This is a genomic window from Parabacteroides sp. (assembly GCF_977054455.1).
Genome location: NZ_CDRTCT010000034.1, coordinates 26,627 through 48,801 on the forward strand (window position 1 = coordinate 26,627; position 22,175 = coordinate 48,801).

Here is a 22,175-nt window from a genome sequence, read left to right on the forward strand (position 1 = left end):
ATCAAGGGAAAAGTAATAGAATTAATTTATAAAAATAAGAAATGAAGATTATGAATAAGATTACAAAACAAAACGGAATCCTCCATGTCCCCGATAAAGTAGTGATCCCGTTTATCGAAGGTGACGGAGTAGGTGCGGAGATCACGCCGGTCTGCCAGCGCATTGTCAATGAAGCGGTCGGCAGGGCGTATGGCGGCAAACGGGCGATCGAATGGAAGGAAGTGCTGGCAGGCGGGAAAGCCTTCAAGCAGACCGGCAGTTGGCTGCCCGACGAGACGATGGAGGCTTTCCGCCAATATATGATCGGGATCAAAGGGCCGTTGACCACCCCTATCGGTGGCGGCATCCGTTCGCTGAACGTCGCCCTCAGGCAAACCCTCGACCTCTATGTCTGCCTCCGTCCGGTGCGCTGGTTCCGCGGGGTCGTGACTCCCATCAAAGAACCGGAAAAAGTCGATATGTATATCTTCCGCGAGAATACCGAAGATATCTACGCCGGAATCGAATGGCAGCAAGGAACGCCCGAAGCCCGCAAATTCCTCCGATTCCTGACGGAAGAGATGGGAGTGACGAAGGTGCGTTTTCCCGAAACTTCCTCCTTCGGCGTGAAACCTGTTTCGATCGAGGGCACGGAACGTCTCGTACGCGCCGCCATCGAATTTGCCCTGGCCAACCGCCTGCCCAGCGTCACGTTGGTGCATAAAGGAAACATCATGAAGTTTACGGAAGGCGGCTTCAAACTGTGGGGATATGCGTTGGCCGAACGCGAATTCCCCGACAGGACTTTTACATGGCCCCAGTATGAGAAGATCAAAAAGGAAAAAGGAGAGGATGCCGCCGCTACCGCCCTGTTGGATGCCGAAGCAGCCGGAAAGGTCGTCATCAAGGATGTGATTGCCGACGCCTTCCTCCAGAACACCCTTCTCGTGCCGGAAGAATATTCGGTGATTGCCACGCTGAACCTCAATGGCGATTACGTCTCCGACCAGTTGGCGGCGATGGTCGGCGGCATCGGCATCGCGCCGGGAGCCAACATCAACTACGACAGCGGCTATGCGATCTTCGAAGCGACACACGGGACGGCGCCCAACATCGCCGGCAAAAACGTCGTCAATCCCTGCTCGCTCCTGCTCTCTTCCGTCATGATGCTCGAATATATGGGATGGAACGAGGCCGGGCGACTGATAACCGCCGCGCTCGAACACGCCTTCACCGAGGGGAAGGCCACCCACGATCTCGCCCGCTTCATGCCGAACGGGCAATCTCTCGGAACCAAAGAATTTGGTGAATATATCATGTCTATTTTATAGTTGCGACAAGAGACGAATTAAACCGATTAAAATTTATTACGATGAAAAAGGAATATATTATTTACAAATTGTCCGATGCATCCAAGGATGCGTGCAAGATCGACAACGAACTGTTCCCGATGTACAATGTGAAGCGCGGCCTTCGTAACGAAGACGGTACGGGCGTGCTGGTCGGACTGACGAAAGTCGGTAACGTGGTGGGCTACGAACGCCTGCCCGAAGGCGGCCTGAAAGCGATCCCCGGAAAACTGTTTTACCGCGGATACGATGTGGAAGACATCGCGCACGGGCTGATCAAGGAGAAACGATTCGGCTTCGAAGAAGTTGCCTACCTGCTCCTGTCCGGTAAACTGCCCGACAAGGAAGAACTGGCAGGCTTCAAGGAACTGATCTGCGACAACATGCCGCTCGAACAGAAGACGAAGATGAACATCTTGGACTTGGAGGGGCAGAACATCATGAACATCCTGGCCCGCAGCGTCCTCGAAATGTACACGTTCGACCCGAATCCCGACGATACCTCGCGCGACAACCTGATGCGCCAGTCGATCGAACTGATCTCCCGTTTCCCGACCATCATCGCCTATGCCTACAATATTTACCGGCATAGCCAGCAAGGCCGTTCGCTGCATATCCGCCACCCGCATGAAAACCTTTCGATTGCGGAGAACTTCCTTCACATGCTGAAAAAAGATTTCACCGACCTGGAAGCCCGTACGCTCGATCTGCTGCTTGTCCTGCAGGCCGAACATGGCGGAGGTAACAACTCCACGTTTACCGTCCGTGTGACCAGCTCGACCGGCACGGACACCTATTCTTCCATCGCCGCCGGCATCGGTTCGCTGAAAGGCCCGTTGCACGGGGGAGCCAATATCCAGGTTGTCGATATGTTCCATCATCTGAAAGAAAACATTGCCGACTGGAAGAACGTGGACGAGATAGACACCTATTTCATGCGGATGCTGAACAAGGAGGCGTATAACAAGACCGGGCTGATCTACGGTATCGGACATGCCGTCTATACGATTTCCGATCCCCGTGCCGTCGTATTGAAAGAGCTGGCACGCGATCTCGCGAAGGAAAAAGGGCGTGAAGAAGAGTTTGCTTTCCTCGAATTGCTCGAATCGCGTGCCATCGAATGTTTCGCCAAACATAAAGGGACGAAGAAACGCGTCTCCTCGAACGTCGATTTCTATTCCGGCTTCGTGTATGAAATGATCGGATTGCCGCAGGAAATCTACACGCCTCTGTTCGCCATGGCACGTATCGTCGGATGGACCGCCCACCGCATCGAAGAGTTGAACTTCGAAGGCAAACGCATCATCCGCCCGGCCTACAAGAACGTCCTCGAAGAACTGAAGTACGTCCCTGTTGCCGAACGCTGATCCCTTTCCTGATCCCAGTGCCTACGCAGGTCGGACGGACCTGCGGCGCACTATGACGATACTCCCGATTACGGCGATGATCCCGGCTGCCCATTTGCAAATGGAAAGCGGGTCTCGCCGTTTTTCGGTTATTTCGGCTGAGTGGTTTTCCTTTTTGAGCCTGGTCGTCCCGACGATGTTCCGCTGCAGGCTGTCCTGCGTGTAGGAACGCCGGTTACGGGCTGTCCGGCTGCGGACGACCGCCGAGACATATTGCCTGCCTGCGCTGTCGGGAGGAGAGAGGCGGATCATTTCATAGAGGCGGAGATCCTCGCACTCCGTTTGCCGTCCACGGGTGAAGGAGAGGCTGTCCGTATGCAGCCGGACACTTTCCATCTGCCGCCGTACTGATTTTTCCTGCTGTTTCCGTACCGAGCAGGCCGTCGGGAGCAGGATGAGTCCCGTCAGCAGGCATCCGGCCATGAACCGAAGCCATTCATTCCCTATCATCCCGTTTCCCATATCTGTATTTATATGTATAGTCGACTCCGAACAACGCGCCGGCGAAAGTGGATATTTCGCCGAACCCGACCAATACGGAATTATGTATCTCGCCTGCCGGTGAGCACCAGAATCCCATGAACAGCAACGTGACCCCTGCCAGCGACAGCGCGATGGCTACGGCCAGCTGGCAGGTGAACGGATGGTGCATTTTCCTACAGTCCCGCATATTCTTCCTCCGCATTAAAACAAGGGCAGGCTTTCCGGGCCCCTAAATCACGGTGTCCGCATATCCTGCTCATCGGAAACCTTATTTTCAAGATTTTCAGCAAAATATTGAGCGATTCCTTTTGCTCGTCCGTCCGGGTGTCTTCAGGATTGCCGGCGGCATCCAGACCGCCTTCGTAGCAGATGCCGATGCTGTTGCGGTTGTAGCCCTTCACATGCGCCGGGATTTGTTCGAGAGGCCGCATGGAGACGATTTGTCCGTTGCGGCGGATGTAGTAGTTGTAGCCGGCCCGGACGAACCCGCGTGCTTTGTGGTCGCGTTCCAACTGTTCGGGCGTGTAGTCCTGTGTCTCCCTCGTGGCGGAACAATGCAAGACAATCAAATTAATTTTTCTCATCATCCTTAACTTTTAATTTTTAATTCTTAATTTTTAATTCTCAAAAGCGAAGGTATGAGAAGGAGGAGAGAAGGAATCGGCATCAGTCGGCGAGTGTCGCTATTTGTCGGTATAAGTCGGCATAAACTGCCCTTTGCGGGCAGGATCCGGGAAGTCGAAGAGGAGGAAAGCCTTACCGGCGGCGGTTGTTATTTGATTTTCCAGGTTTCCGGGTCGCCCAAATGGTCGACGAGGATAGTGGTTTGCAGCGGGGTGAACACCTTTTGCCCCTTGCGGTAGCCGGCGAGCAACAGTTCTTCCCACAATTCTTCGTCACGTCTGATCCATCGCGCCAACTGCGTGGATGCCGATTTCGGCTGTATATTTTTGAAATACAGCATGGCCAGTTCGGCATGGCCGTAGATTCTGTCCTTATCCATTCTTGTTTTCTTTTAAACGTTTTTGTTTGAAATATTCTTCACGAGTGATGCACTTTCCCGTATCGACAGCAGGCAATACATCCTTTTCGAGGCGCGATTGTTCCTCTTTGTAACGGATGATGTCCGCGCGTCGCTGCTCCGTGAATTGCAGGAGCGAGGAGGTGATGAACAGCGCGTCCACCATCCCGTAGAACCGTCCGTAGCGCCCGCATTTGAGACGATGGAAGAAGAGCAGGATTTCCGAAGCCTTCAGGTTCGGGTATTCCGCCAGTATCAGTGCCGCCAGGTCCTTCTGGCGTGCGACCGTCATCTTTTCCCGTACGCCGGTGAAGTTGTTGAGATTCTCGATCTGGATGCAGAGCCAGACGATGACGGTCTGCCAGCCGTAGCCTTCGGCCATGACCTCCAGCGACGGGGCGAAGCCGAGATAAGCCCGTGCCTCGTTGCGTGCGGTGGCGATTTGCAGGTCGGGGGTGAAGAGTTTCAGGAACTGTTCGGCCGGCCCGTAGCGTTTGCGCATGTCAGCAGCCTTTTGTTGCTTCTTGAGCCATGCGGAGGATTTCGGCCCGTCGGGCTGCTTCCCCATGATCGTTTGATGATTGATTTCCATAAAATCCGCCATGTTGTGTAGTATTTTTATTTATATTTCCATTTATATTTACCGGGGTTTTTGCGGCAGAAACACCTGTTTCCGTTGCAATAACTCCGGCATCAGCCTCATGATCGGCGGTTTTTGCAGCAGTAACGGTGGTTTCTGTCACATTAACTTCCTCATGGGGCGCAGTAGTCCCGTTTTTGTCTGCCGGCAATTTTCGGGGGGCAAGCAGGTTGATGTCCGTGTCGATCCGTACGGCCGTCCGCCGGCTGATCTCTTCGAAACGTTGTTGGATGCCGACGGACGAGAGTATCTGCCGGTATTCCATCAATTCGCTGTCGAAGAGGCGGATCTGCACACAGAATCCGATCACATCTTTCACAAGCGTTTCGTCCTCTCCGGTCGTGAAACCGATATCGAAGCAGAAATCGCTGTCGTAGCGGGCGTAATATCCGTTCCCGCCGTAGATCTCGCACAAGATGGCGAGGTAGATGCAGATGCCGTTGCATCCGTATCGTTGCGCAAGGCGTTGTATTTTCCGGTCGGACATGAAATGGGTGTCCAACGGGAAATAGTCGAGCCCCTTTCTTATGGGTCTTGCCATTTTTATTGTTGTGTATTAATGTTATTAAAAAACCGTAGGTTAACTTTCCGGTGTATGAAAAAGGAGGAGAATGAATTGATGGATTTAGTATTAGCGTAAACCAAAAAATCGAACTCCGGAATTTCCATTAAAGGTTCGACTTCCTGGTTCCAGCCGGCAAAAGTAACGGAAAAGTCTTATAGTTCAAAAGGTTTTGTAAATCAAAGTTCAAGAGTCTGTTTTCAGCGCTTCCTCCTGTAACCGGAAAAGAGGAACCGGCCGGGCGAATTTGAATATTAAAAAATACAATATCCCCCCTTGAAAACGCGAAATACCGTATTTTGCTGGATAATAAATGGTTAGCAAAAATACTGTTTCTTAAAAAATATTACCCTTGCGGGAAATTTGAAATAGATGGGGTATAAAATCAAAATAAACGCGATGGTGTTTCGATTTAGACTAATGGGGGTTGGGGGAAATGATACAATAAGGGGGAGGGTGGGGCTTCGTTCCGGCAGATTTGTCGGCTATGTATATAAAGATTTGCAAATTCCATTGAACGGACTATTAGTTGTGTTATGTTAAATATAGCAAATAATTGGTTGGCTGTATACAAAGGACTTGTAAATCTGAAAATATTTTTATATATTTGAACGAAATTAATGGAATTGTAGAAAATATTTATTCTTTATAATCTACTATTTATTATATTTGTGATATTAAATCTTAAAAATGTCTATTGTGAGAAAGATATTAGTTACTATTTGTTTATTTGTTGTTGCGATGAATTATGTATGTGCCGAGAATAATGTTTTTTTTCAGATAAATTCTTGGAAATTTGTTCCCGTAATCATTCGTACAGGTGTTCTTGATTCAAATGCTGAAAAAAGGAATATGTCAGAAATTGAGGATAAAGATGTAGAACTTCTTATTAGTAAAATGAATGGAGTTATTTTTGTTAGCTGTAAAAAATTAGGTTTATCTCTCAGATTTGAGAAAGATGAAAAAAATAGGTATTTCTGTGATAAAGATGGATATTCTTTGAAATCACCTAACAATGAATTTATATTTTTTGAAGAATGTGAGGCACTTTTTATTGGGAGTAATTTCTATAGGATTACTTGTATAGATGGCGAAAAAGTATGGGAGTTTAATGATGTAAGGTGTTATTACTATGATAAGAGTTCAAAGCAAGATGTTGAACTAACTGACGAAGAATGGATAAAATCTATGAAGAACCTATTTGAAAACGTTGCTGTAAAAAAAAACTAAAATAGAGTAATACTTCCTGCAATTTATAAAATAGCCGTAGAGAGAGGTTTCTTTACGATTGTTTTGTGTAGAAAATGTGTAGAATTATTACATATATGTGTGGAAAATTATTGTTCAAATGATGTTATAAATAACATTGAAATAGCATCTACAAAAAGCCCAATTATCGTACCTGTTGATTCAATAAATAAAGCTATGGTTATTTCTTCCATAGAAGAGTTTTATCTATTTTTAAATGAAAAAGTAAATCTTGATTCTTTATTAAATCCAAAAGCAATTATAAGCATCGTAACAAAAGTTGGATTTGCCGATTTTACAGAATATGAAGGATGCGTAGGTTTGAAAATTAATGTCTCTGATTTTCAAACAGTTGATAAATTGGGTATCACAGCCCATAAAGACTATTATGTATCTATTGGGCTTGCTCATTATTTATTCCAACTTCAAAGCAATCAGCGTCCTAATGTAGCTGAATCATTAGAATGTGGTTTATTATTAGATAATCCGAGAACTGATGATTTTGTAAATGCACGAAGAGGATACATAGGTCAATATGATGCCCAAAAATCTACATTTTCAATGAATACAAGCCTTGTGTTCTTTTGTCGTCTCAGGTAGTGCTCCGAGAATATGTTTCCTTTGTAGCCCTGATAATCTTAAATGGAATATTAATATATTAGAATTATAATACTTTATGTATAAATATTATTTGTTTTTATATGTCATCATAGCTTTCCTTTCTTGCTCGAAAGATGGAGATGAATATGACACACATAGCTGTCGGGTAGAAATAAAAGAGGGATCTTCTTTTCTTTTATATACTAAATTAGGAAATCCCGTAGAAGAATTGGTTTTTGAAAAAAACACAATTTTGTTTGGAAAGAAAATATTTTTTTCAGATAAAAATCAATGCTTATATCAGATTGATTATGTAAATAAATATTTTAAAAAAAGTAAAGTTGATTTCGATGATCTTAATATTACTATCGTGAATGATAGCATAAGATGGATTGACAATAGTTCTGAAGCGAATTTTTATTTTGATAATATTGATTATTTCACAGTCAATGATTCTATTTGCCATTTCAGATGTTATGGCGAAAAACGAAGCCATATCTTTTTTTATAGCGGGTATGATACAGTAATTAGAATTAAAGCAGATATAAGTATAAATTTAATTAACAATTAATCTTTAAAATTATGGACGAAATTTCTTTATTTCTAACACAAGAAGTCTTTCATAAAGTATGAAAGAAAGTAACAGTTCTTTTTTATGCCCTACAAACTGTGTTATAACGGGACGTCGCCATACTGGTGATAAAGATGGAAATCCTGTTTCTGGAGTTATTACTGTTGAAGATGTACAATGGCATACTGCTATTAAAGAATCTTTTGGGTATTGTACTGGGCTCATTCCATTTATATGGGGTATAAAATCAAAATAAACGCGATGGTGTTTCGATTTGGACTAATGGGGTTTTGGAGGAATGGTACAATAAGGGGGAGGGTGGGGCTTGTGGGGTGGAAATGTCCAAAGGGAGACATGATTTAGCATAATTTACCCTACAAAATCGATGTGTCATGATATGAAATGAGAAAATTGGGCTTATATAAAGGGGATATTTCATATCTTTATGGCCTGATAAAAAATATCGATAGTAGGTGCGACTCTTAGAGATTGCAAATATGTTAGGTATTGAAATAAAGGATTCAATAGATAGCTAAAGAGTGGATAAGTATGATATCTAAGGAAAAACAAATAGAAAATCATTTTATTAATAAACTAATAGATTTAAAATATACCTGTCGTGACGATATTCGTGATAGGAATTCATTAGAGAGGAATTTTAGAACAAAGTTCGAAACATTGAACAGAGTTCATTTGACCGATTCCGAATTTAGTCGTCTACTTGAAGAGATCATTGACGCTGATGTTTTTGCTTCTTCTAAGAGATTACGAGGAATCAATACGTTTATGCGTGAAGACGGGACGCCGTTACAATACACGCTGGTCAATATCAAAGATTGGTGTAAGAATGATTATGAGGTGATTAATCAGCTGCGTATAAACACCAATAACAGCTATCATCGGTATGACGTGATTTTATTGATCAATGGCATTCCTGTAGTTCAGGTAGAGTTGAAGGCTTCGGATGTAAGTCCTCGTCGGGCAATGCAACAAATTGTTGATTATAAAAATGATACAGGTAATGGATATACAAATACATTGCTTTGTTTTATGCAGCTTTTTATCGTAAGCAACCAGTCGAATACTTACTATTTTACCAATAATAATGATCAGCATTTCAGTTTTAATGCAGATGAACAGTTTCTGCCTGTCTATCAATATGCGACAGAGTCAAACAGAAAAATAACTCACCTTGATGCGTTTTCCACGGCATTTTTGTCGAAATGTACGTTGGGAGAGATGATTAACCGCTACATGGTTTTGGTTGCCAGTGAACAAAAACTGCTCATTATGCGTCCCTATCAGATATATGCGGTAAAAGCAATCATAGATTGTATTCATCAAAACAGGGGTAATGGCTATATTTGGCATACGACAGGCAGTGGCAAGACGCTCACATCGTTCAAGGCTTCTACTTTGCTAAAAGATAATCCCGATATTGATAAATGTTTGTTTGTGGTAGACCGTAAAGATCTGGACAGACAAACGCGTGAGGAATTTAATAAGTTTCAGGAAAATTGCGTAGAGGAGAATACCAACACCGGGACTCTTGTTAAACGCATGTTGTCGGACGACTATGCCGACAAAGTAATTGTAACTACCATTCAAAAATTGGGTGTCGCTCTCGATTCGTCCAATAAAAACAACTATAAGGACCGTTTAATCCATCTAAAGGATAAACGGATTGTATTTATTTTCGATGAATGCCACCGTTCCCAGTTCGGAGACAATCACAAGGCAATTAAAGAATTTTTCCCGAACGCCCAACTATTCGGCTTTACCGGAACACCTATATTTGAACAGAATGCAACCTATACAAAAATAAGTGGAGAGCAAGCCTCGTACAAGATCACGGAAGATATTTTCCCAAGTAGGCTACACGCCTATACCATAACACATGCTATCGAGGACAAAAACGTCTTACGTTTCCATGTCGATTACTTTAAGCCCAAAGAGACAGGTGACCGCCGGGCAGATGGTACGCTCAAGAAACAAGCGGTGGTAGATGCGATATTATCGAAACATGATGCTGCCACCCATTCCCGTAGGTTTAATGCCATACTTGCCACAGCTTCTATCAATGAAGCTATTGAGTATTACGAACTGTTCCGCAGCGTACAAGAAAGTTTGAAGCAGCAGGATGAAAATTACGAACCGCTTAACATCGCTTGTGTATTCTCGCCTCCTGCCGAAGGAAATAAAGATATTCAGCAAATACAGGAAGATTTGCCGCAAGAGCAGGATGATAACCGTGAAGAGCCTGAAGAAAAGAAAAAGGCACTGAAAACGATTATTGATGACTATAACCGGCAGTATAAGACCAACCATACGATTGCAGAGTTTGATGCCTACTATCAGGATGTGCAGAAACGCATCAAAGATCAACAATATAGTAACAAAGACTATCCACACAAGAATAAGATCGATATAACGATTGTCGTGGATATGTTGCTGACAGGCTTTGACTCCAAGTATCTCAATACATTGTATGTGGATAAGAATTTGAAGTATCATGGTTTGATACAGGCGTTTTCACGTACCAATCGCATTCTGAATGATACTAAGCCATATGGTAATATTCTGGATTTCAGAGGTCAGCAAGATGCCGTCGATGAAGCAATCACGTTATTCTCCGGGGAAAAGACCGATAATCCGAAAGAGATATGGCTTGTGGATTCTGCTCCGAAAGTGATCGAAAAGTTCCAGGATGCCGTTCGGAAGTTGAGTGAATATATGCAATCTCAGGAATTGGAGTGCCGGGCAGAGGATGTTTATAATCTGCAAGGTGATGAGGCCCGTGCCGGCTTTATCAATTGTTTCAAAGAGGTACAACGGTACAGGACCCAGTTGGAACAATATACAGATATTGACGAGCAGGAGAAAGCGAAAATAGAAGAACTGTTTCCGGAAGAGGATTTGCGCTCGTTCCGTGGGGCTTATCTTGAAACGGCACAGCAATTACGCAAACTGCGGGAGAAAGGTAAAGGTCAAGAGGTCAGTCAACAGGTTGAAGACCTTGATTTTGAATTTGTACTTTTTGCTTCGACTGTCATTGACTACGATTATATAATGGGATTGATCGCCCGCTACACAAATAGCGGAAACAGCAAGCAACGAGTAACCAAAGAGCAGTTGATCAGCCTTGTGGCATCGAGCGCCAACCTGATTGATGAACGGGACGATATTCGAGAATACATCGATAGTCTCGACGAAGTGAACGGTAAGACGGAGCAGGAGATAAAAGAGGGGTACGAAGCATTTAAGGCGGAGAAATATGCTAAACAATTGGCATCCATTGCCGACAAACACGGTATCATAGCGGATTCGTTGCGCGAATTTGTAGAACAGATAATGGATCGAATGATCTTCGATGGTGAAAAACTGAGTGATTTGTTAGCTCCGTTAGAATTAGGATGGAAAGCTCGTACCAAGGCTGAATTGGCCCTGATGGATGATCTTGTTCCATTATTGAAACGTTTGGCCGCTGGCCGTGAAATTTCAGGATTGTCGGCTTATGAAGATTGATGTTATGACAAAAGATAAGGATATAAAAACGGTTGTGCCTGCTTTGCGGTTTCCGGAGTTTCGGAAAGATGAAAGATGGAAAATAGTTTTGTTAGGCGAAGTTTGTGATGTTATAGGAGGGGGAACGCCAGATACTAAGGAAGAAAGTTACTGGAATGGTGATATTTTATGGCTTACCCCAAGTGAAGTTGGCAATAGATTTATATCTAATAGTTGTAGGAAAATAACATTATCTGGATTAAAAAATAGTTCTGCAAAACTTCTTCCTGTGGGTTCAATTGTTTTGACTACAAGAGCTACTCTTGGAGAAATGAGTATACTTGCAACCGAGGCTTCAACTAATCAAGGATTTCAATCATTAGTTCCTAAACATGGGACTAATAAGGATTATATATATTATTTACAACCTATCATAAAAGAACAGTGCCTAAGATTTTCTAAAGGTTCAACCTTTCTTGAAGTTTCAAATACATCTGTCAAAAACTTTCAAATACCTTTTACTTCGAATGAAGAGCAAGAGAAAGTTGCTGACTGTTTGAGTAGTTTGGATGATTTGATAAGCGCAGTAGCAGATAAGATAGAAACATTGAAGGAGTATAAAAAGGGATTGATGCAGCAACTATTTCCTGCCGAAGGCAAAACAATTCCGGCTATTCGTTTCCCCGAATTTCAGAATGCAGGAGAGTGGAAGCAAATAAAATTGGGAGATGTTGGAGATCCGCTGATGTGCAAAAGAATATTGAAAGAACAAACAACAAATGATGCTGTAGGTAATATTCCTTTTTATAAGATTGGAACTTTTGGAGGAAATCCAGACGCTTATATTTCGAAAGATATTTTAGAAGATTACAAGCGAAAATATTCGTATCCAAACAAAGGGGATATTTTAATCTCAGCGGCTGGAACAATAGGAAGATTAGTCGTTTTTGATGGAAAACCTGCTTATTTTCAGGACTCTAATATAGTATGGATAGGCAATTCTGAAATAAAAGTATTAAATACTTTTTTATACTGTGTTTATCAAACATTGAAATGGCAAACATCGGATGGGGGAATCGTCAGTCGTTTGTATAATAACAATTTAAAAAACATGACTATTATTTACCCTGAAAACAAAATTGAACAACAGAAGATCGCTGACTGCTTGTCATCAGTAGACGAACTCATATCTGATGAGACCGCCAAACTTGACCAACTAAAAACCCATAAAAAAGGATTAATGCAACAACTATTTCCTAAATTACAATGAGTAACGAAGCAAAAATATTCAAATACAACACATTGTCGGATGTTGCTGTCAGATTTCGTTCTGACTTAAACAATTTCGACTATGTTTTATTATATGCCTATAATGGGACGGGAAAAACTCGTCTTTCTATGGAATTTAAGAACAGAGGTAGAGATACGGAAGCTAATACAAGAGATACTCTATACTTCAATGCTTTTACCGAAGATCTTTTCTATTGGGATAACGACCTTGAAAATGATACGGATAGGGTTCTCAAGATCAATGCAGATTCGAACTTCTTTAACGGGTTTAAAGAATTAGCATTGGAAGAGAAGATATTCGGTTATTTGCAACGATATGCAGAGTTCGATTTCAAGATCGATTACGAAGAGTGGCATATCTCTTTTTCAAAGGGGGAAGAAGATAAAATAAAGATTTCTCGTGGTGAAGAAAACATATTTATATGGTGTGTATTCCTTGCCATCTGCGAATTGGTCATTGATGGAGCCGAGGCATATTCATGGGTTAAATATATTTATATAGATGATCCTGTGTCTTCGCTTGATGATAATAACGTTATCGCAATTGCCAATGATTTGGGCAATCTGCTGAAAAAGGATTCCGGAAAAAGAAAAATCGTTATTTCTTCTCATCACCATTTATTCTTTAATGTGATGTATAACGACTTAAAAAGGAATGGACGTAAAAGTTATTTCTTTCACAAAAACGGGGCAAACGGCTATACGCTGAGAGCGACCGACGAGACACCGTTCTTTCATCATGTTGCAACTTTATGTGAATTAAAACGGCTCTTGCCTAAAGAAGGGCAAACGATAGACGATGTGCTGATAAACACTTACCATTTTAATATGTTACGCAGTGTTATTGAAAAAACAGCAGTGTTTTTCGGCTATAACCGCTTTTCAGAATGTATTCATGGTATAGAAGATGAAGTGTTATTTGCACGAGCTTTGGATTTACTTAGTCATGGTAAATACTCGATATACGAACCCGTATTAATGGGAAGAGACACAAAACAACTGTTTGTCCGAATCCTTGATGCTTTTTTGAGAAAGTATGAGTTTTACCTACCCGAGATTTTAATAGAAACAGAACAAGAAAACAGATAAAGATATGACAATAAAAGAACAGCACGAACTGGGTAAAACCCTGTGGAAAATAGCAGATGACCTTCGTGGTTCAATGATGGCAGATGATTTTCGCGATTATATGCTGTCTTTCCTATTCCTGCGTTATATTTCAGATAACTATATAGAGGCCGCAAGAAAAGAACTCGGAGGGGATTATCTAGATAAAGCACCGGAAGAATTGAAAGAGCATGGTGTTTCGACACCGTTGCAGTTATGGTACGGAGAGAACCCGGCAGATGTATTGGATTTTGAAAAACAGATGCGCCGTAAAGTGCATTATGTGATTGAACCGGACTATCTATGGACTAATATTTACGAACTTGCACGGACGCAAAATGATGATCTTCTGAAAACACTTGAGAAAGGGTTTAAATATATCGAAAACGAATCTTTCGACAGGGCGTTTCAAGGACTTTTCTCCGAAATAAATTTGAACTCGGACAAGTTAGGTAAGAATTATGACGAACGCAACGCACTACTTTGTAAAGTGATAACAAAGATTGCCGAAGGAATCGCTCAGTTTTCTACCGATACGGATATATTAGGGGATGCATATGAATACCTGATCGGTGAGTTTGCTGCAGGTTCAGGACAAAAGGCTGGCGAGTTCTATACGCCACAACAATTGTCAAGCATTCTGTCGGGCATCGTTACATTGGACACCCAAGACCCTAAGTCCGGGATGAAGAAAAAACTTGAAAGCGTCTTGGACTTCGCTTGTGGCTCAGGTTCTTTGTTGCTCAATGTGCGCCACAAAATGAAAGAAAATGGGGGAAGTGTTGGCAAGATATACGGGCAAGAGAAGAATATCACGACCTACAACTTAGCTCGTATGAATATGCTCCTGCACGGAGTCAAAGATTCGGAGTTCGAAATTCATCACGGTGACTCGCTTTTGAATGATTGGGACATGCTGAATGAAATGAACCCGGCCAAAAAAGTTGAGTTCGATGCTATTGTCGCAAATCCTCCATTCAGCTACCGCTGGGAACCTACGGAAGAGATGGGGAAAGATTTCCGCTTTAAGAACTATGGGCTTGCACCTAAATCGGCGGCAGATTTCGCTTTCTTACTTCATGGTTTCCATTTTTTGAAACAAGACGGCACGATGGCGATTATTTTGCCTCACGGCGTGCTTTTCAGAGGGGGAGCAGAAGAACGTATTCGCACAAAATTGCTCAAAGACGGCAATATAGACGCAGTAATCGGATTGCCTGCAAATCTTTTCTTTTCAACAGGTATTCCTGTATGTATCTTGGTACTCAAGAAATGTAAGAAGTCCGACGACGTACTCTTTATCAACGCCAGCGACAAAGAAAATTTCGAGAAAGGCAAGAAGCAGAATAAACTACGGACTAAAGACATTGACAAAATCATAGACACCTATAAGCAGCGGAAAGAAGAAGAACGTTACTCTCGTCCTGTCTCGATGGACGAAATCGAAAGAAACGGTTATAATCTGAATATTTCACGCTATGTTAGCATTGCCAAAGAGGATGTGAAAATTGATTTGTTGCAAGTCAATAAGAAGTTGATCGAGCTGGAAGGTAAAATAGCTGATGCCTCCGAAAGACATAATAAATTTCTTGCAGAACTTGGCTTACCATTACTTACAAAGAGTAAAGAAGGTGAGACAAACGTTGACGGAGTAATCACACACAATTAAGTTGCATACTTCGTTTTGGTCTGCCTGCTTAATGAATAACACGGTAATTACAGTTCTTTGCCGACATCCGCCCACACATCCCCATAAATGCCGACCGATACCGACAGATGGCGACAGGGCTGTTTTTTCGGGGAGTATCTTTGTCATGTTTTCGAGAACAAAGCATTTCAAGTTATTCACGATTAAAAAAATTAAACAGTTATGTCAGTAAAGTATCGTTTGGTAAAAAAGAAGAATTTGGGTAAGGATCAGGCAGCGGTTCCTGAAAAGGTGTATGCACAGCCGGTCTATATGGAGCTGGTCAGTTTCGAATCCCTTTTGGACGAGATTGTGGGAGCGGGTATCCCGACCAACCAGGTAAAAGGGGTGATCGATCGTATGAATTACCTGATCCGTAAACATTTGTCTGCCGGACGGCGTGTGCAGTTCGGAGAGTTCGGGAATTTCCGCTACGGTGTCGGTTCGACCGGAAGCGAGACAGACGAAAAGTTCGATCCGGAGATGATCAAGACTCCGCGCATCGTGTTCAGCCCGGGTTCGTTGCTTCGTAAGGCGAAACAGAATACCCAGTTCGAACGGATCACTCTCGTTGTCAACGGTTCCGCATCAACCGGCGGGGGCGAAGAAGAGCGGCCCGGTGAATTGTAAGGGAAGCATCATACGGGGATGAGAAAGGAGAGCGCAGGTCACGAAAGAGGTCTGCGCTCTTTGTTTGGAAATGGCTGCCTTGATTTCCTCCGTATCCACCTTTTCCGTTTGTGTCAGGATAATCGTACCGTCCTTTCCGGCAAGGAATACGCGGGGGATAGCACTGTCGGCAAAGAGGGAGTAGACTTTCCGATCCGGATCGGCAAAAAACTTCATATCGTACTGATGCTCCCGGAAGTAGGCCGTTACCTGTTCTTCGGTTTCGTCGCGTGCGATCAGGAGCACACAGACGGATGGATCGTCTTTATATACATTATATAAAGCGGAAATATCAGGGAAGGCTTTCCGGCAGTCGGAACAGGTCGTGCTGAAGAAGATAATCAGCGTGGACTTATTTTCTAAATCCTTATTCGAGACCGTGCCATACGGATTGGAAATGCTGAATTCGGGAAGCACGCCGCCTTCTTCCAAAGCAAAACTACCCGCAGGCAAATCTTCGCGGATGCAGGCAGTGAGGGATAACAGGCTGATTATGTAAAATAATAAATATTTCATGACAGCAAAGATACGGGTTGGTCGCCATACTTTGTGACTTTTTGTATGGCTATTTGCATATTATCCTGTATATTTGTCCCGGGATTTTAAATATCAAAGAACAAAACAGCAAGAAGCAGACTTGGCCTTACAATCGAAAAATATGGTACGCGTAATCCGGTTTATACTGATCGGCACGTTGAATGCGTTGATTACAGTCTTGATTGTCTGGCTGATGATGGACAAGCTCGATTGCAACTATATCGCTACCAATATCACCGCCTATGTGATTGCGCAGATCAATAACTTCTTCTGGAGCAAATATTGGATATTTTCTTCCCGCACCGGTAAGTTCCGCCGCGAGATCCCCCTTTTCCTGATCGCTTTCGGGTGTGCCTATTGCGCCCAATTCCTCGCTCTGCTTATCATGGTGGAAATTTTCGACTTGAACGAATACCTCGCCCAGTTCCTCGGACTCTTCATCTATGGCGCAGTCAACTATCTGATGAACAAGAAAATCACGTTTCAATTGACATATGATTGAAGGTTTTCAAATCACAGATGAACCGGCCGGTCACGGTCTGATCAGAGACTCTGGGACAGATGAATGGGGCAACCGGATGATAGATTTACACAGAAAAAATATGTAACTTTGGAGGGTGGTTTGCAATTAGTTTACAGTTAATATGTAAATAGTTAGAAATTAATAGATTAATTATATGTCAGACAGTATTGTTATTATTCCCACGTATAACGAGAAGGAGAATATAGAAAACATTATTCGGGTTGTATTTGGGTTGGAGAAAGAATTTCATATTTTGATTATAGATGATGGATCGCCCGATGGCACGGCAGATATCGTAAAACGGTTGCAAAAAGAGTTCCCCGAACGCCTTTTCATGGTGGAACGTAAAGGCAAGTTAGGATTGGGTACGGCTTATATCTGCGGATTCAAATGGGCTATAGAGCATAAGTATGATTTCATATTCGAAATGGATGCGGACTTCAGCCATAATCCGAATGATCTTCCCAAATTATATGCTGCTTGTACGGAACAGGGTGGGGATGTCGCAGTCGGCTCCCGCTACTGTAACGGTGTGAATGTCGTGAACTGGCCGTTAGGACGTGTGCTAATGTCTTATTATGCTTCCGTATATGTCCGTTTTGTTACCGGAATGAAAGTACAGGATACGACAGCCGGTTTCAAATGCTACCGTCGCGAGGTGCTTGAGACGATCGATTTGGATCGCATCCATTTCAAAGGGTATGCGTTCCAGATAGAAATGAAGTTTACGGCATATAAGTGTGGTTATAAAATCGTGGAAGTCCCCATTATCTTTATCAACCGCGTATTAGGCACTTCCAAGATGAACTCCTCTATCTTCGGGGAAGCGCTGTTTGGCGTATTGAAATTGAAATGGTGGAGCCTGTTCCGTAAATATCCTCAAAAAGGAAGCCGGAAAGCAATTGCCGGATAATACCATTTATATAAAGGCAATAAAAAAGCTGCACCTTTCAAAGGTGCAGCTTTTTTATTGCCTTTATATAAATGGTATTTGTTATTCTTGATTCAAGGCTTTTAAGGAGAAATGGAAAGTAGTGCCTTTCCCTTCTTCGGAATCGAACCACAATTTGCCACCGAGTTGTTCGACAAAGTCTTTGCACAGCATTAATCCCAAGCCGGATCCCTTTTCGTTATTCGTCCCATAAGACGTAAAATGGGTGTTTTGCTTCAGCAGCTTACCCTGGTCTTCCTTTTTGATCCCTTTGCCTGAATCTTTCACACTGACAATGACAAAATCTCCGTCTGTTTTGGTCGATACCGTAATCACGCCTTTCTCGTAGCTGAATTTAACAGCATTGGAAACAAGATTGCGGACGATTGTCTTTACCATATCGATGTCTATCGATCCCATCAACTCTTTATCCAGACCTTCAAGCGCGATGGATATGCCTTTCTGGGTAGCCATCGGGATAAATATTTCGGCAGTGCTGTTGACTATGCTGTTGATGTCGACTTGTTGCCTGTAAATATTCTGTTTGTTCAGGCGGTTCTTTGCCCATTTCAGGAGGTTGTCGAGAAGCTGGAATATTTCTTCCGATGTCTTGTTCATCATCTGAAGCATTTCGTACACCTCGTCGCTGACCTGATTCTTGTCGACCATCATCAGGATGGCGTTATTCATCATCTTCAAGGAACCGAGCGGAGAGCGCAAATCGTGTGCAATAACGGAATAGAGCGTGTCACGGGATTCGATCGTGTTTTCAAGTTCCTGCTTGATGCGTTTAATGCTGAACAGTTCGTAACGGTGGGCGACGCGTTTTACCAATTCTTCCCGTTGAAAAGGTTTTGTTACATATTCCGTTGCTCCCAACTGGTAACCTTTGACGATACTTTGCATATCACTCAAGGCTGACATGATAATGACGGGGATGTTGTTGGTTTCCGGATTACTTTTCAGATGCTGCAGTACCTCGTATCCGTCCATCTCCGGCATCATGATATCGAGCAGAATAAGATTGGGATGCCTTTCCTGGGCGATACGTAATGCTTTAGCTCCGCCGTCTGTCGTCAGTAGCGTATAACCTTCTTTTTTCAGTATCGCTTGCACAAGCATAACATTAGTTGGCACGTCGTCTACCACTAATACAGTATATTGTGATGCTAAGTTTTCCATTTGATTCTGTACTTTTCTTGATATTCAAATACTATCAATGATACAAATGTATTTAATTCTATTGATATAATCGCGTTTTTCCGAAAAATAAATTCTATTTCGGAAAAATATTTCTTTTGCACATTAATTATGCACGGCTAAAACCGCTTGATATAGGATGAGATGAGGCTTTTTATTGAAATTATTCTTTAAGTTTGCACCATGAAATCGAATTTAGTTCTTTTAGCGCTTATATTAGTCAGCTGCCAGCCGGAAATGCCTGTCACCTCTTCTATTCTGGTGGATAGGGATGGTTTGACAATTCCTGTAAACAAGGAACTGTATGGTTTGACCATTGAGGAAATCAATCATGCGGTGGATGGCGGTATCTATGCGGAACTGATACAAAACCGGAGTTTTGAAGATGGGGTGCCTCCCTTGAACTGCCCGTACGACCCTGTCCGCCGGGTCCTGACTACCCCGAATGGATGGAGCATTCCCTTCTTGCGACCTGATTCGGTGCCGGGATGGCGTCGGTTTTCTGCCACATCTTATCTGTATCCCGACACAAAAGAGCTGATTAATGACAAGAACCGGCGTTCCCTGCTGGTCTCCGTGTCCGCTTCAGCCGAGTCGGGAAAAGGAGGTGTCGTTGCCGAAGGGTATGGAGGAATACCGCTTCGAAAAGGAGAGAAATATGATTTGTCTTTCTACATGAAAGGTGCCTCTATGGTTCCGAAGACCGTAAGCCTGACTTTGGCCGATTCTACCGGAGAGACGGCCTTCAGCGAAGTTTTTCGCGTGGCTCCGGCCTATGAATGGAGGAAGTACAAGCATACTTTTACCGCAACCTCGAATACGAATAAAGCCGTGTTGACGATAACGACTGACAGTTCGGCCGTTTTCTGGCTGGATGTCGTTTCCCTGCTTCCGCAAAAGACATGGAAAGGCCGTCCGAACGGATTGCGTCCGGAACTGATGGAGCTCATTGCCGCATTGAAGCCTGCGTTCATTCGCTTCCCCGGCGGCAGTTTTGTAGAAGGATATACGGCCGGGACCTATCCGGTCTGGCGTGAAACCGTAGGGGACATTGCCGAACGCAAACATTTCTGGAATGTATGGGCATACGGTACGACGAACGGCATCGGCTATCATGAATATCTCCAAATGTGTGAGGACTTGGACGCCGAACCTATCTATGTCATGAATAGCGGTGTGACCAGTCAAAGCCGCCGTCCGCGTTATGAAGACATAATGGCGATGGGGAAGTTGGTACAGGACGCCTTGGATGCCATCGCCTATGCCAATGAACCGGCCGATTCCGTCATGGGCGCCTTGCGGGCCGGTCACGGACATCCGGAACCTTTCGGATTGAAATATGTGGAGATCGGCAGTGAAAATTACGGGTTGGAATATACCAAGCGTTTCGAGTTGTTGAAGAAAGCGATCCGGGAGGCTTATCCGGACGTTACGGTGATAAGCAGTTCCGACATAAAAGGAAAAAGCAGGAATGAATGGTCGGATTCCCATTTTTATTCGAGCGAGTCGTTTCTGATCTCCAATCACAACCGTTTTGTTGCCGGACGACATATGCGTCGGATGCCTCCTGCCTTTATCGGAGAATTCGGCTTGTCCGGCGGGGCTGCCCCCGGAAGTTTGCGGGCGGCCATCGGGGAGGCTTGCTTCCTTGCAGGAGCAGAGAACGGGCAGGACATCGTGAAGCGCCTGGCTTATGCCCCGGTTCTGGGAAATACGAAATACAAGATAGAACGTCATCCGGCCATCTCTTTTGACGGTGAACAGACCGTCCTTTCTCCCTCTTACCACCTGCTGCAAATGTTCGGCAGCAACAGAGGAGACGAAGTGCTGAAGACCGAAGTCCGCACCTATCAGAAACCCCAGGTGACCTTCGGACGCGCCGGTATCGAAATGTTCGATAACAGCTATGAATTCAAGGAGGTGAAAATAGACAATTCGCCGGTTACGGAAGGGGCTGTCATGACCGGAGGCTGGACGGTCGGACAGAGTACGTTGACGCCGGTTGCAAACAGGTGGAACTATATCCTTTTAGGCGATCCGTCTGCCTATGACTATACGTTCTCGGCGGATATCAGGCGGACGAAGGGGAGCGGACAAATCCAATTCCGTGTGCGTGACAACGGGCTTCCCGGAGAGCGGAATGACTATATCGGGTTGACGATCGGTACCGGTGTCATCGAGTTTTATCGCCAGGCGGGAGGAGTGAGGGACACGTTGCGTGCGCCTGCCCTTTATCCGTTCCAGAGCAATCGCTGGTATAACGTGAAGATCGCTTGCAAAGGCGAACAAATCGGTTGTTTCGTGAATGACACGCTGGTTCATGAGGCGATACTTCCCGGCATACCTTCATTGGTTTCTACCGCGGCGTTGGATAAGGAGACTCATTCGATTATACTGAAGGTGATCAACACGACCCGTCACGAAGAGAAGACGGAGTTGGACCTGCAAGGTGTCAGTGTCAAAAATACGGCGGAAATTATTCAGCTCACAGGAGATCCCGAAGCGCGTAACACTTACGACCACCCCGGCGTGGTCGTACCGGAGACAAAAGAAATATCCTTCTCGTTGAGCGGTCCCAAAGTGTACAATTTCCCTCCTAACTCGATTACGATAATGAAACTGAAGATCGACTGACAGGGCGACCGGCATCGGTTTTGAATCCGATGCCGGTCGCGTATTCAACCGATGCCAGTCGCGCGTCCGACCGATGCCGATCCATTGCCTGCCGGATGAAATAAAAAGAGGCTGTGTCGTAATTAAGTTTTACGGCGCAGCCTCTGTTTTAGTGGTTCCGAGAGTCTGATTATTTTCAGGCGACCGATTTTTGCGGAATTTTCCAAAATATTCGATTCTCGGACGATATAATCC

The 22,175-nt window shown here is 44.0% G+C and carries 22 protein-coding genes; 14 read left to right on the forward strand and 8 right to left on the reverse strand.

The features are described 5' to 3' along the window. Nucleotides 1-50: 50 nt before the first annotated feature. Both icd and ACW6QF_RS15955 read left to right on the forward strand, forming a co-directional pair. On the forward strand, nt 51-1,310 hold the full coding sequence (icd, locus tag ACW6QF_RS15950) for an NADP-dependent isocitrate dehydrogenase (RefSeq protein ID WP_456088537.1): 1,260 nt from the start codon (nt 51-53) through the stop codon (nt 1,308-1,310). A gap of 41 nt (nt 1,311-1,351) precedes the next feature. Next, nucleotides 1,352-2,695, forward strand: a complete 1,344-nt coding sequence (locus ACW6QF_RS15955; protein WP_298548341.1) for a citrate/2-methylcitrate synthase — start codon at nt 1,352-1,354, stop codon at nt 2,693-2,695. A 21-nt stretch (nt 2,696-2,716) separates the two neighbouring features. Here ACW6QF_RS15955 and ACW6QF_RS15960 read toward each other — a convergent pair whose 3' ends face one another. From ACW6QF_RS15960 to ACW6QF_RS15985, 6 genes are all read right to left on the reverse strand, one after another. Next, a complete protein-coding gene (locus tag ACW6QF_RS15960) occupies nt 2,717-3,196 on the reverse strand; it encodes a hypothetical protein (RefSeq protein WP_456088538.1) in 480 nt (159 codons plus the stop codon). Then, nucleotides 3,171-3,404, reverse strand: coding sequence for a hypothetical protein (locus tag ACW6QF_RS15965; RefSeq protein ID WP_255489033.1), 234 nt, complete (start codon nt 3,402-3,404; stop codon nt 3,171-3,173). Before ACW6QF_RS15965 ends, ACW6QF_RS15960 begins: the two co-directional genes overlap by 26 nt. Next, nucleotides 3,391-3,801 (reverse strand): N-acetylmuramoyl-L-alanine amidase, encoded by a 411-nt coding sequence (locus ACW6QF_RS15970; RefSeq protein WP_456088539.1) that lies wholly within the window; start codon nt 3,799-3,801, stop codon nt 3,391-3,393. The genes ACW6QF_RS15965 and ACW6QF_RS15970 overlap by 14 nt, the downstream gene beginning before the upstream one ends. Nucleotides 3,802-3,989: 188 nt before the next feature. Then, nucleotides 3,990-4,220: a DUF4248 domain-containing protein gene (locus ACW6QF_RS15975; RefSeq protein ID WP_456088540.1), complete on the reverse strand. Its 231-nt coding sequence runs from the start codon at nt 4,218-4,220 to the stop codon at nt 3,990-3,992. Continuing rightward, complete coding sequence (locus ACW6QF_RS15980; RefSeq protein ID WP_456088541.1) at nt 4,213-4,740, reverse strand: DUF6633 family protein; 528 nt, start codon at nt 4,738-4,740, stop codon at nt 4,213-4,215. Before ACW6QF_RS15980 ends, ACW6QF_RS15975 begins: the two co-directional genes overlap by 8 nt. A 1-nt stretch (nt 4,741) precedes the next feature. After that, on the reverse strand, nt 4,742-5,419 hold the full coding sequence (locus ACW6QF_RS15985; RefSeq protein WP_298548326.1) for a DUF4373 domain-containing protein: 678 nt from the start codon (nt 5,417-5,419) through the stop codon (nt 4,742-4,744). A gap of 720 nt (nt 5,420-6,139) precedes the next feature. Between ACW6QF_RS15985 and ACW6QF_RS15990 the strand changes: the two genes are divergently transcribed. The 9 genes from ACW6QF_RS15990 (at nt 6,140) to ACW6QF_RS16030 (ending at nt 16,077) form a co-directional block, all read left to right on the forward strand. After that, the gene (locus tag ACW6QF_RS15990; RefSeq protein ID WP_456088542.1) at nt 6,140-6,670 is read left to right on the forward strand and encodes a hypothetical protein; all 531 of its coding nucleotides are present in this window, start codon (nt 6,140-6,142) and stop codon (nt 6,668-6,670) included. Between the two features lie 99 nt (nt 6,671-6,769). Further along, complete coding sequence (locus ACW6QF_RS15995; protein WP_456088543.1) at nt 6,770-7,288, forward strand: hypothetical protein; 519 nt, start codon at nt 6,770-6,772, stop codon at nt 7,286-7,288. Nucleotides 7,289-7,364: 76 nt separating this feature from the next. Then, the gene (locus ACW6QF_RS16000; RefSeq protein WP_456088544.1) at nt 7,365-7,859 is read left to right on the forward strand and encodes a hypothetical protein; all 495 of its coding nucleotides are present in this window, start codon (nt 7,365-7,367) and stop codon (nt 7,857-7,859) included. A gap of 58 nt (nt 7,860-7,917) precedes the next feature. Next, a complete protein-coding gene (locus ACW6QF_RS16005; RefSeq protein WP_456088545.1) occupies nt 7,918-8,115 on the forward strand; it encodes a hypothetical protein in 198 nt (65 codons plus the stop codon). A gap of 293 nt (nt 8,116-8,408) precedes the next feature. Next, complete coding sequence (locus ACW6QF_RS16010) at nt 8,409-11,384, forward strand: type I restriction endonuclease subunit R (protein ID WP_456088546.1); 2,976 nt, start codon at nt 8,409-8,411, stop codon at nt 11,382-11,384. 4 nt (nt 11,385-11,388) lie between these two features. Next, nucleotides 11,389-12,633 (forward strand): restriction endonuclease subunit S, encoded by a 1,245-nt coding sequence (locus ACW6QF_RS16015; RefSeq protein WP_456088547.1) that lies wholly within the window; start codon nt 11,389-11,391, stop codon nt 12,631-12,633. After that, nucleotides 12,630-13,742, forward strand: coding sequence for an AAA family ATPase (locus ACW6QF_RS16020; RefSeq protein WP_456088548.1), 1,113 nt, complete (start codon nt 12,630-12,632; stop codon nt 13,740-13,742). The genes ACW6QF_RS16015 and ACW6QF_RS16020 overlap by 4 nt, the downstream gene beginning before the upstream one ends. Nucleotides 13,743-13,746: 4 nt before the next feature. Next, a complete protein-coding gene (locus tag ACW6QF_RS16025) occupies nt 13,747-15,429 on the forward strand; it encodes a type I restriction-modification system subunit M (RefSeq protein ID WP_456088549.1) in 1,683 nt (560 codons plus the stop codon). A gap of 201 nt (nt 15,430-15,630) precedes the next feature. Next, entirely contained in the window at nt 15,631-16,077 is a 447-nt protein-coding gene (locus ACW6QF_RS16030; RefSeq protein WP_456088550.1) for an HU family DNA-binding protein, read from the forward strand. Here ACW6QF_RS16030 and ACW6QF_RS16035 read toward each other — a convergent pair. Further along, nucleotides 16,036-16,632: a TlpA family protein disulfide reductase gene (locus ACW6QF_RS16035; RefSeq protein WP_456088551.1), complete on the reverse strand. Its 597-nt coding sequence runs from the start codon at nt 16,630-16,632 to the stop codon at nt 16,036-16,038. The genes ACW6QF_RS16030 and ACW6QF_RS16035 overlap by 42 nt on opposite strands. Nucleotides 16,633-16,774: 142 nt before the next feature. Here ACW6QF_RS16035 and ACW6QF_RS16040 point away from each other — a divergent pair, with 142 nt between their 5' ends. Both ACW6QF_RS16040 and ACW6QF_RS16045 read left to right on the forward strand, forming a co-directional pair. After that, complete coding sequence (locus ACW6QF_RS16040) at nt 16,775-17,155, forward strand: GtrA family protein (protein ID WP_298549500.1); 381 nt, start codon at nt 16,775-16,777, stop codon at nt 17,153-17,155. A gap of 175 nt (nt 17,156-17,330) precedes the next feature. Continuing rightward, nucleotides 17,331-18,089 carry a polyprenol monophosphomannose synthase gene (locus ACW6QF_RS16045; protein ID WP_298549498.1) on the forward strand — a complete coding sequence of 253 codons (759 nt, stop codon included), beginning with the start codon at nt 17,331-17,333 and terminating at the stop codon, nt 18,087-18,089. A gap of 81 nt (nt 18,090-18,170) precedes the next feature. Here the strand turns inward: ACW6QF_RS16045 and ACW6QF_RS16050 are convergent, their stop codons facing one another. Then, nucleotides 18,171-19,289, reverse strand: a complete 1,119-nt coding sequence (locus ACW6QF_RS16050; protein ID WP_298549497.1) for a hybrid sensor histidine kinase/response regulator — start codon at nt 19,287-19,289, stop codon at nt 18,171-18,173. A gap of 201 nt (nt 19,290-19,490) precedes the next feature. Here ACW6QF_RS16050 and ACW6QF_RS16055 point away from each other — a divergent pair, with 201 nt between their 5' ends. Beyond that, nucleotides 19,491-21,941: an alpha-L-arabinofuranosidase C-terminal domain-containing protein gene (locus ACW6QF_RS16055; protein ID WP_456088552.1), complete on the forward strand. Its 2,451-nt coding sequence runs from the start codon at nt 19,491-19,493 to the stop codon at nt 21,939-21,941. Nucleotides 21,942-22,175: the final 234 nt, after the last annotated feature.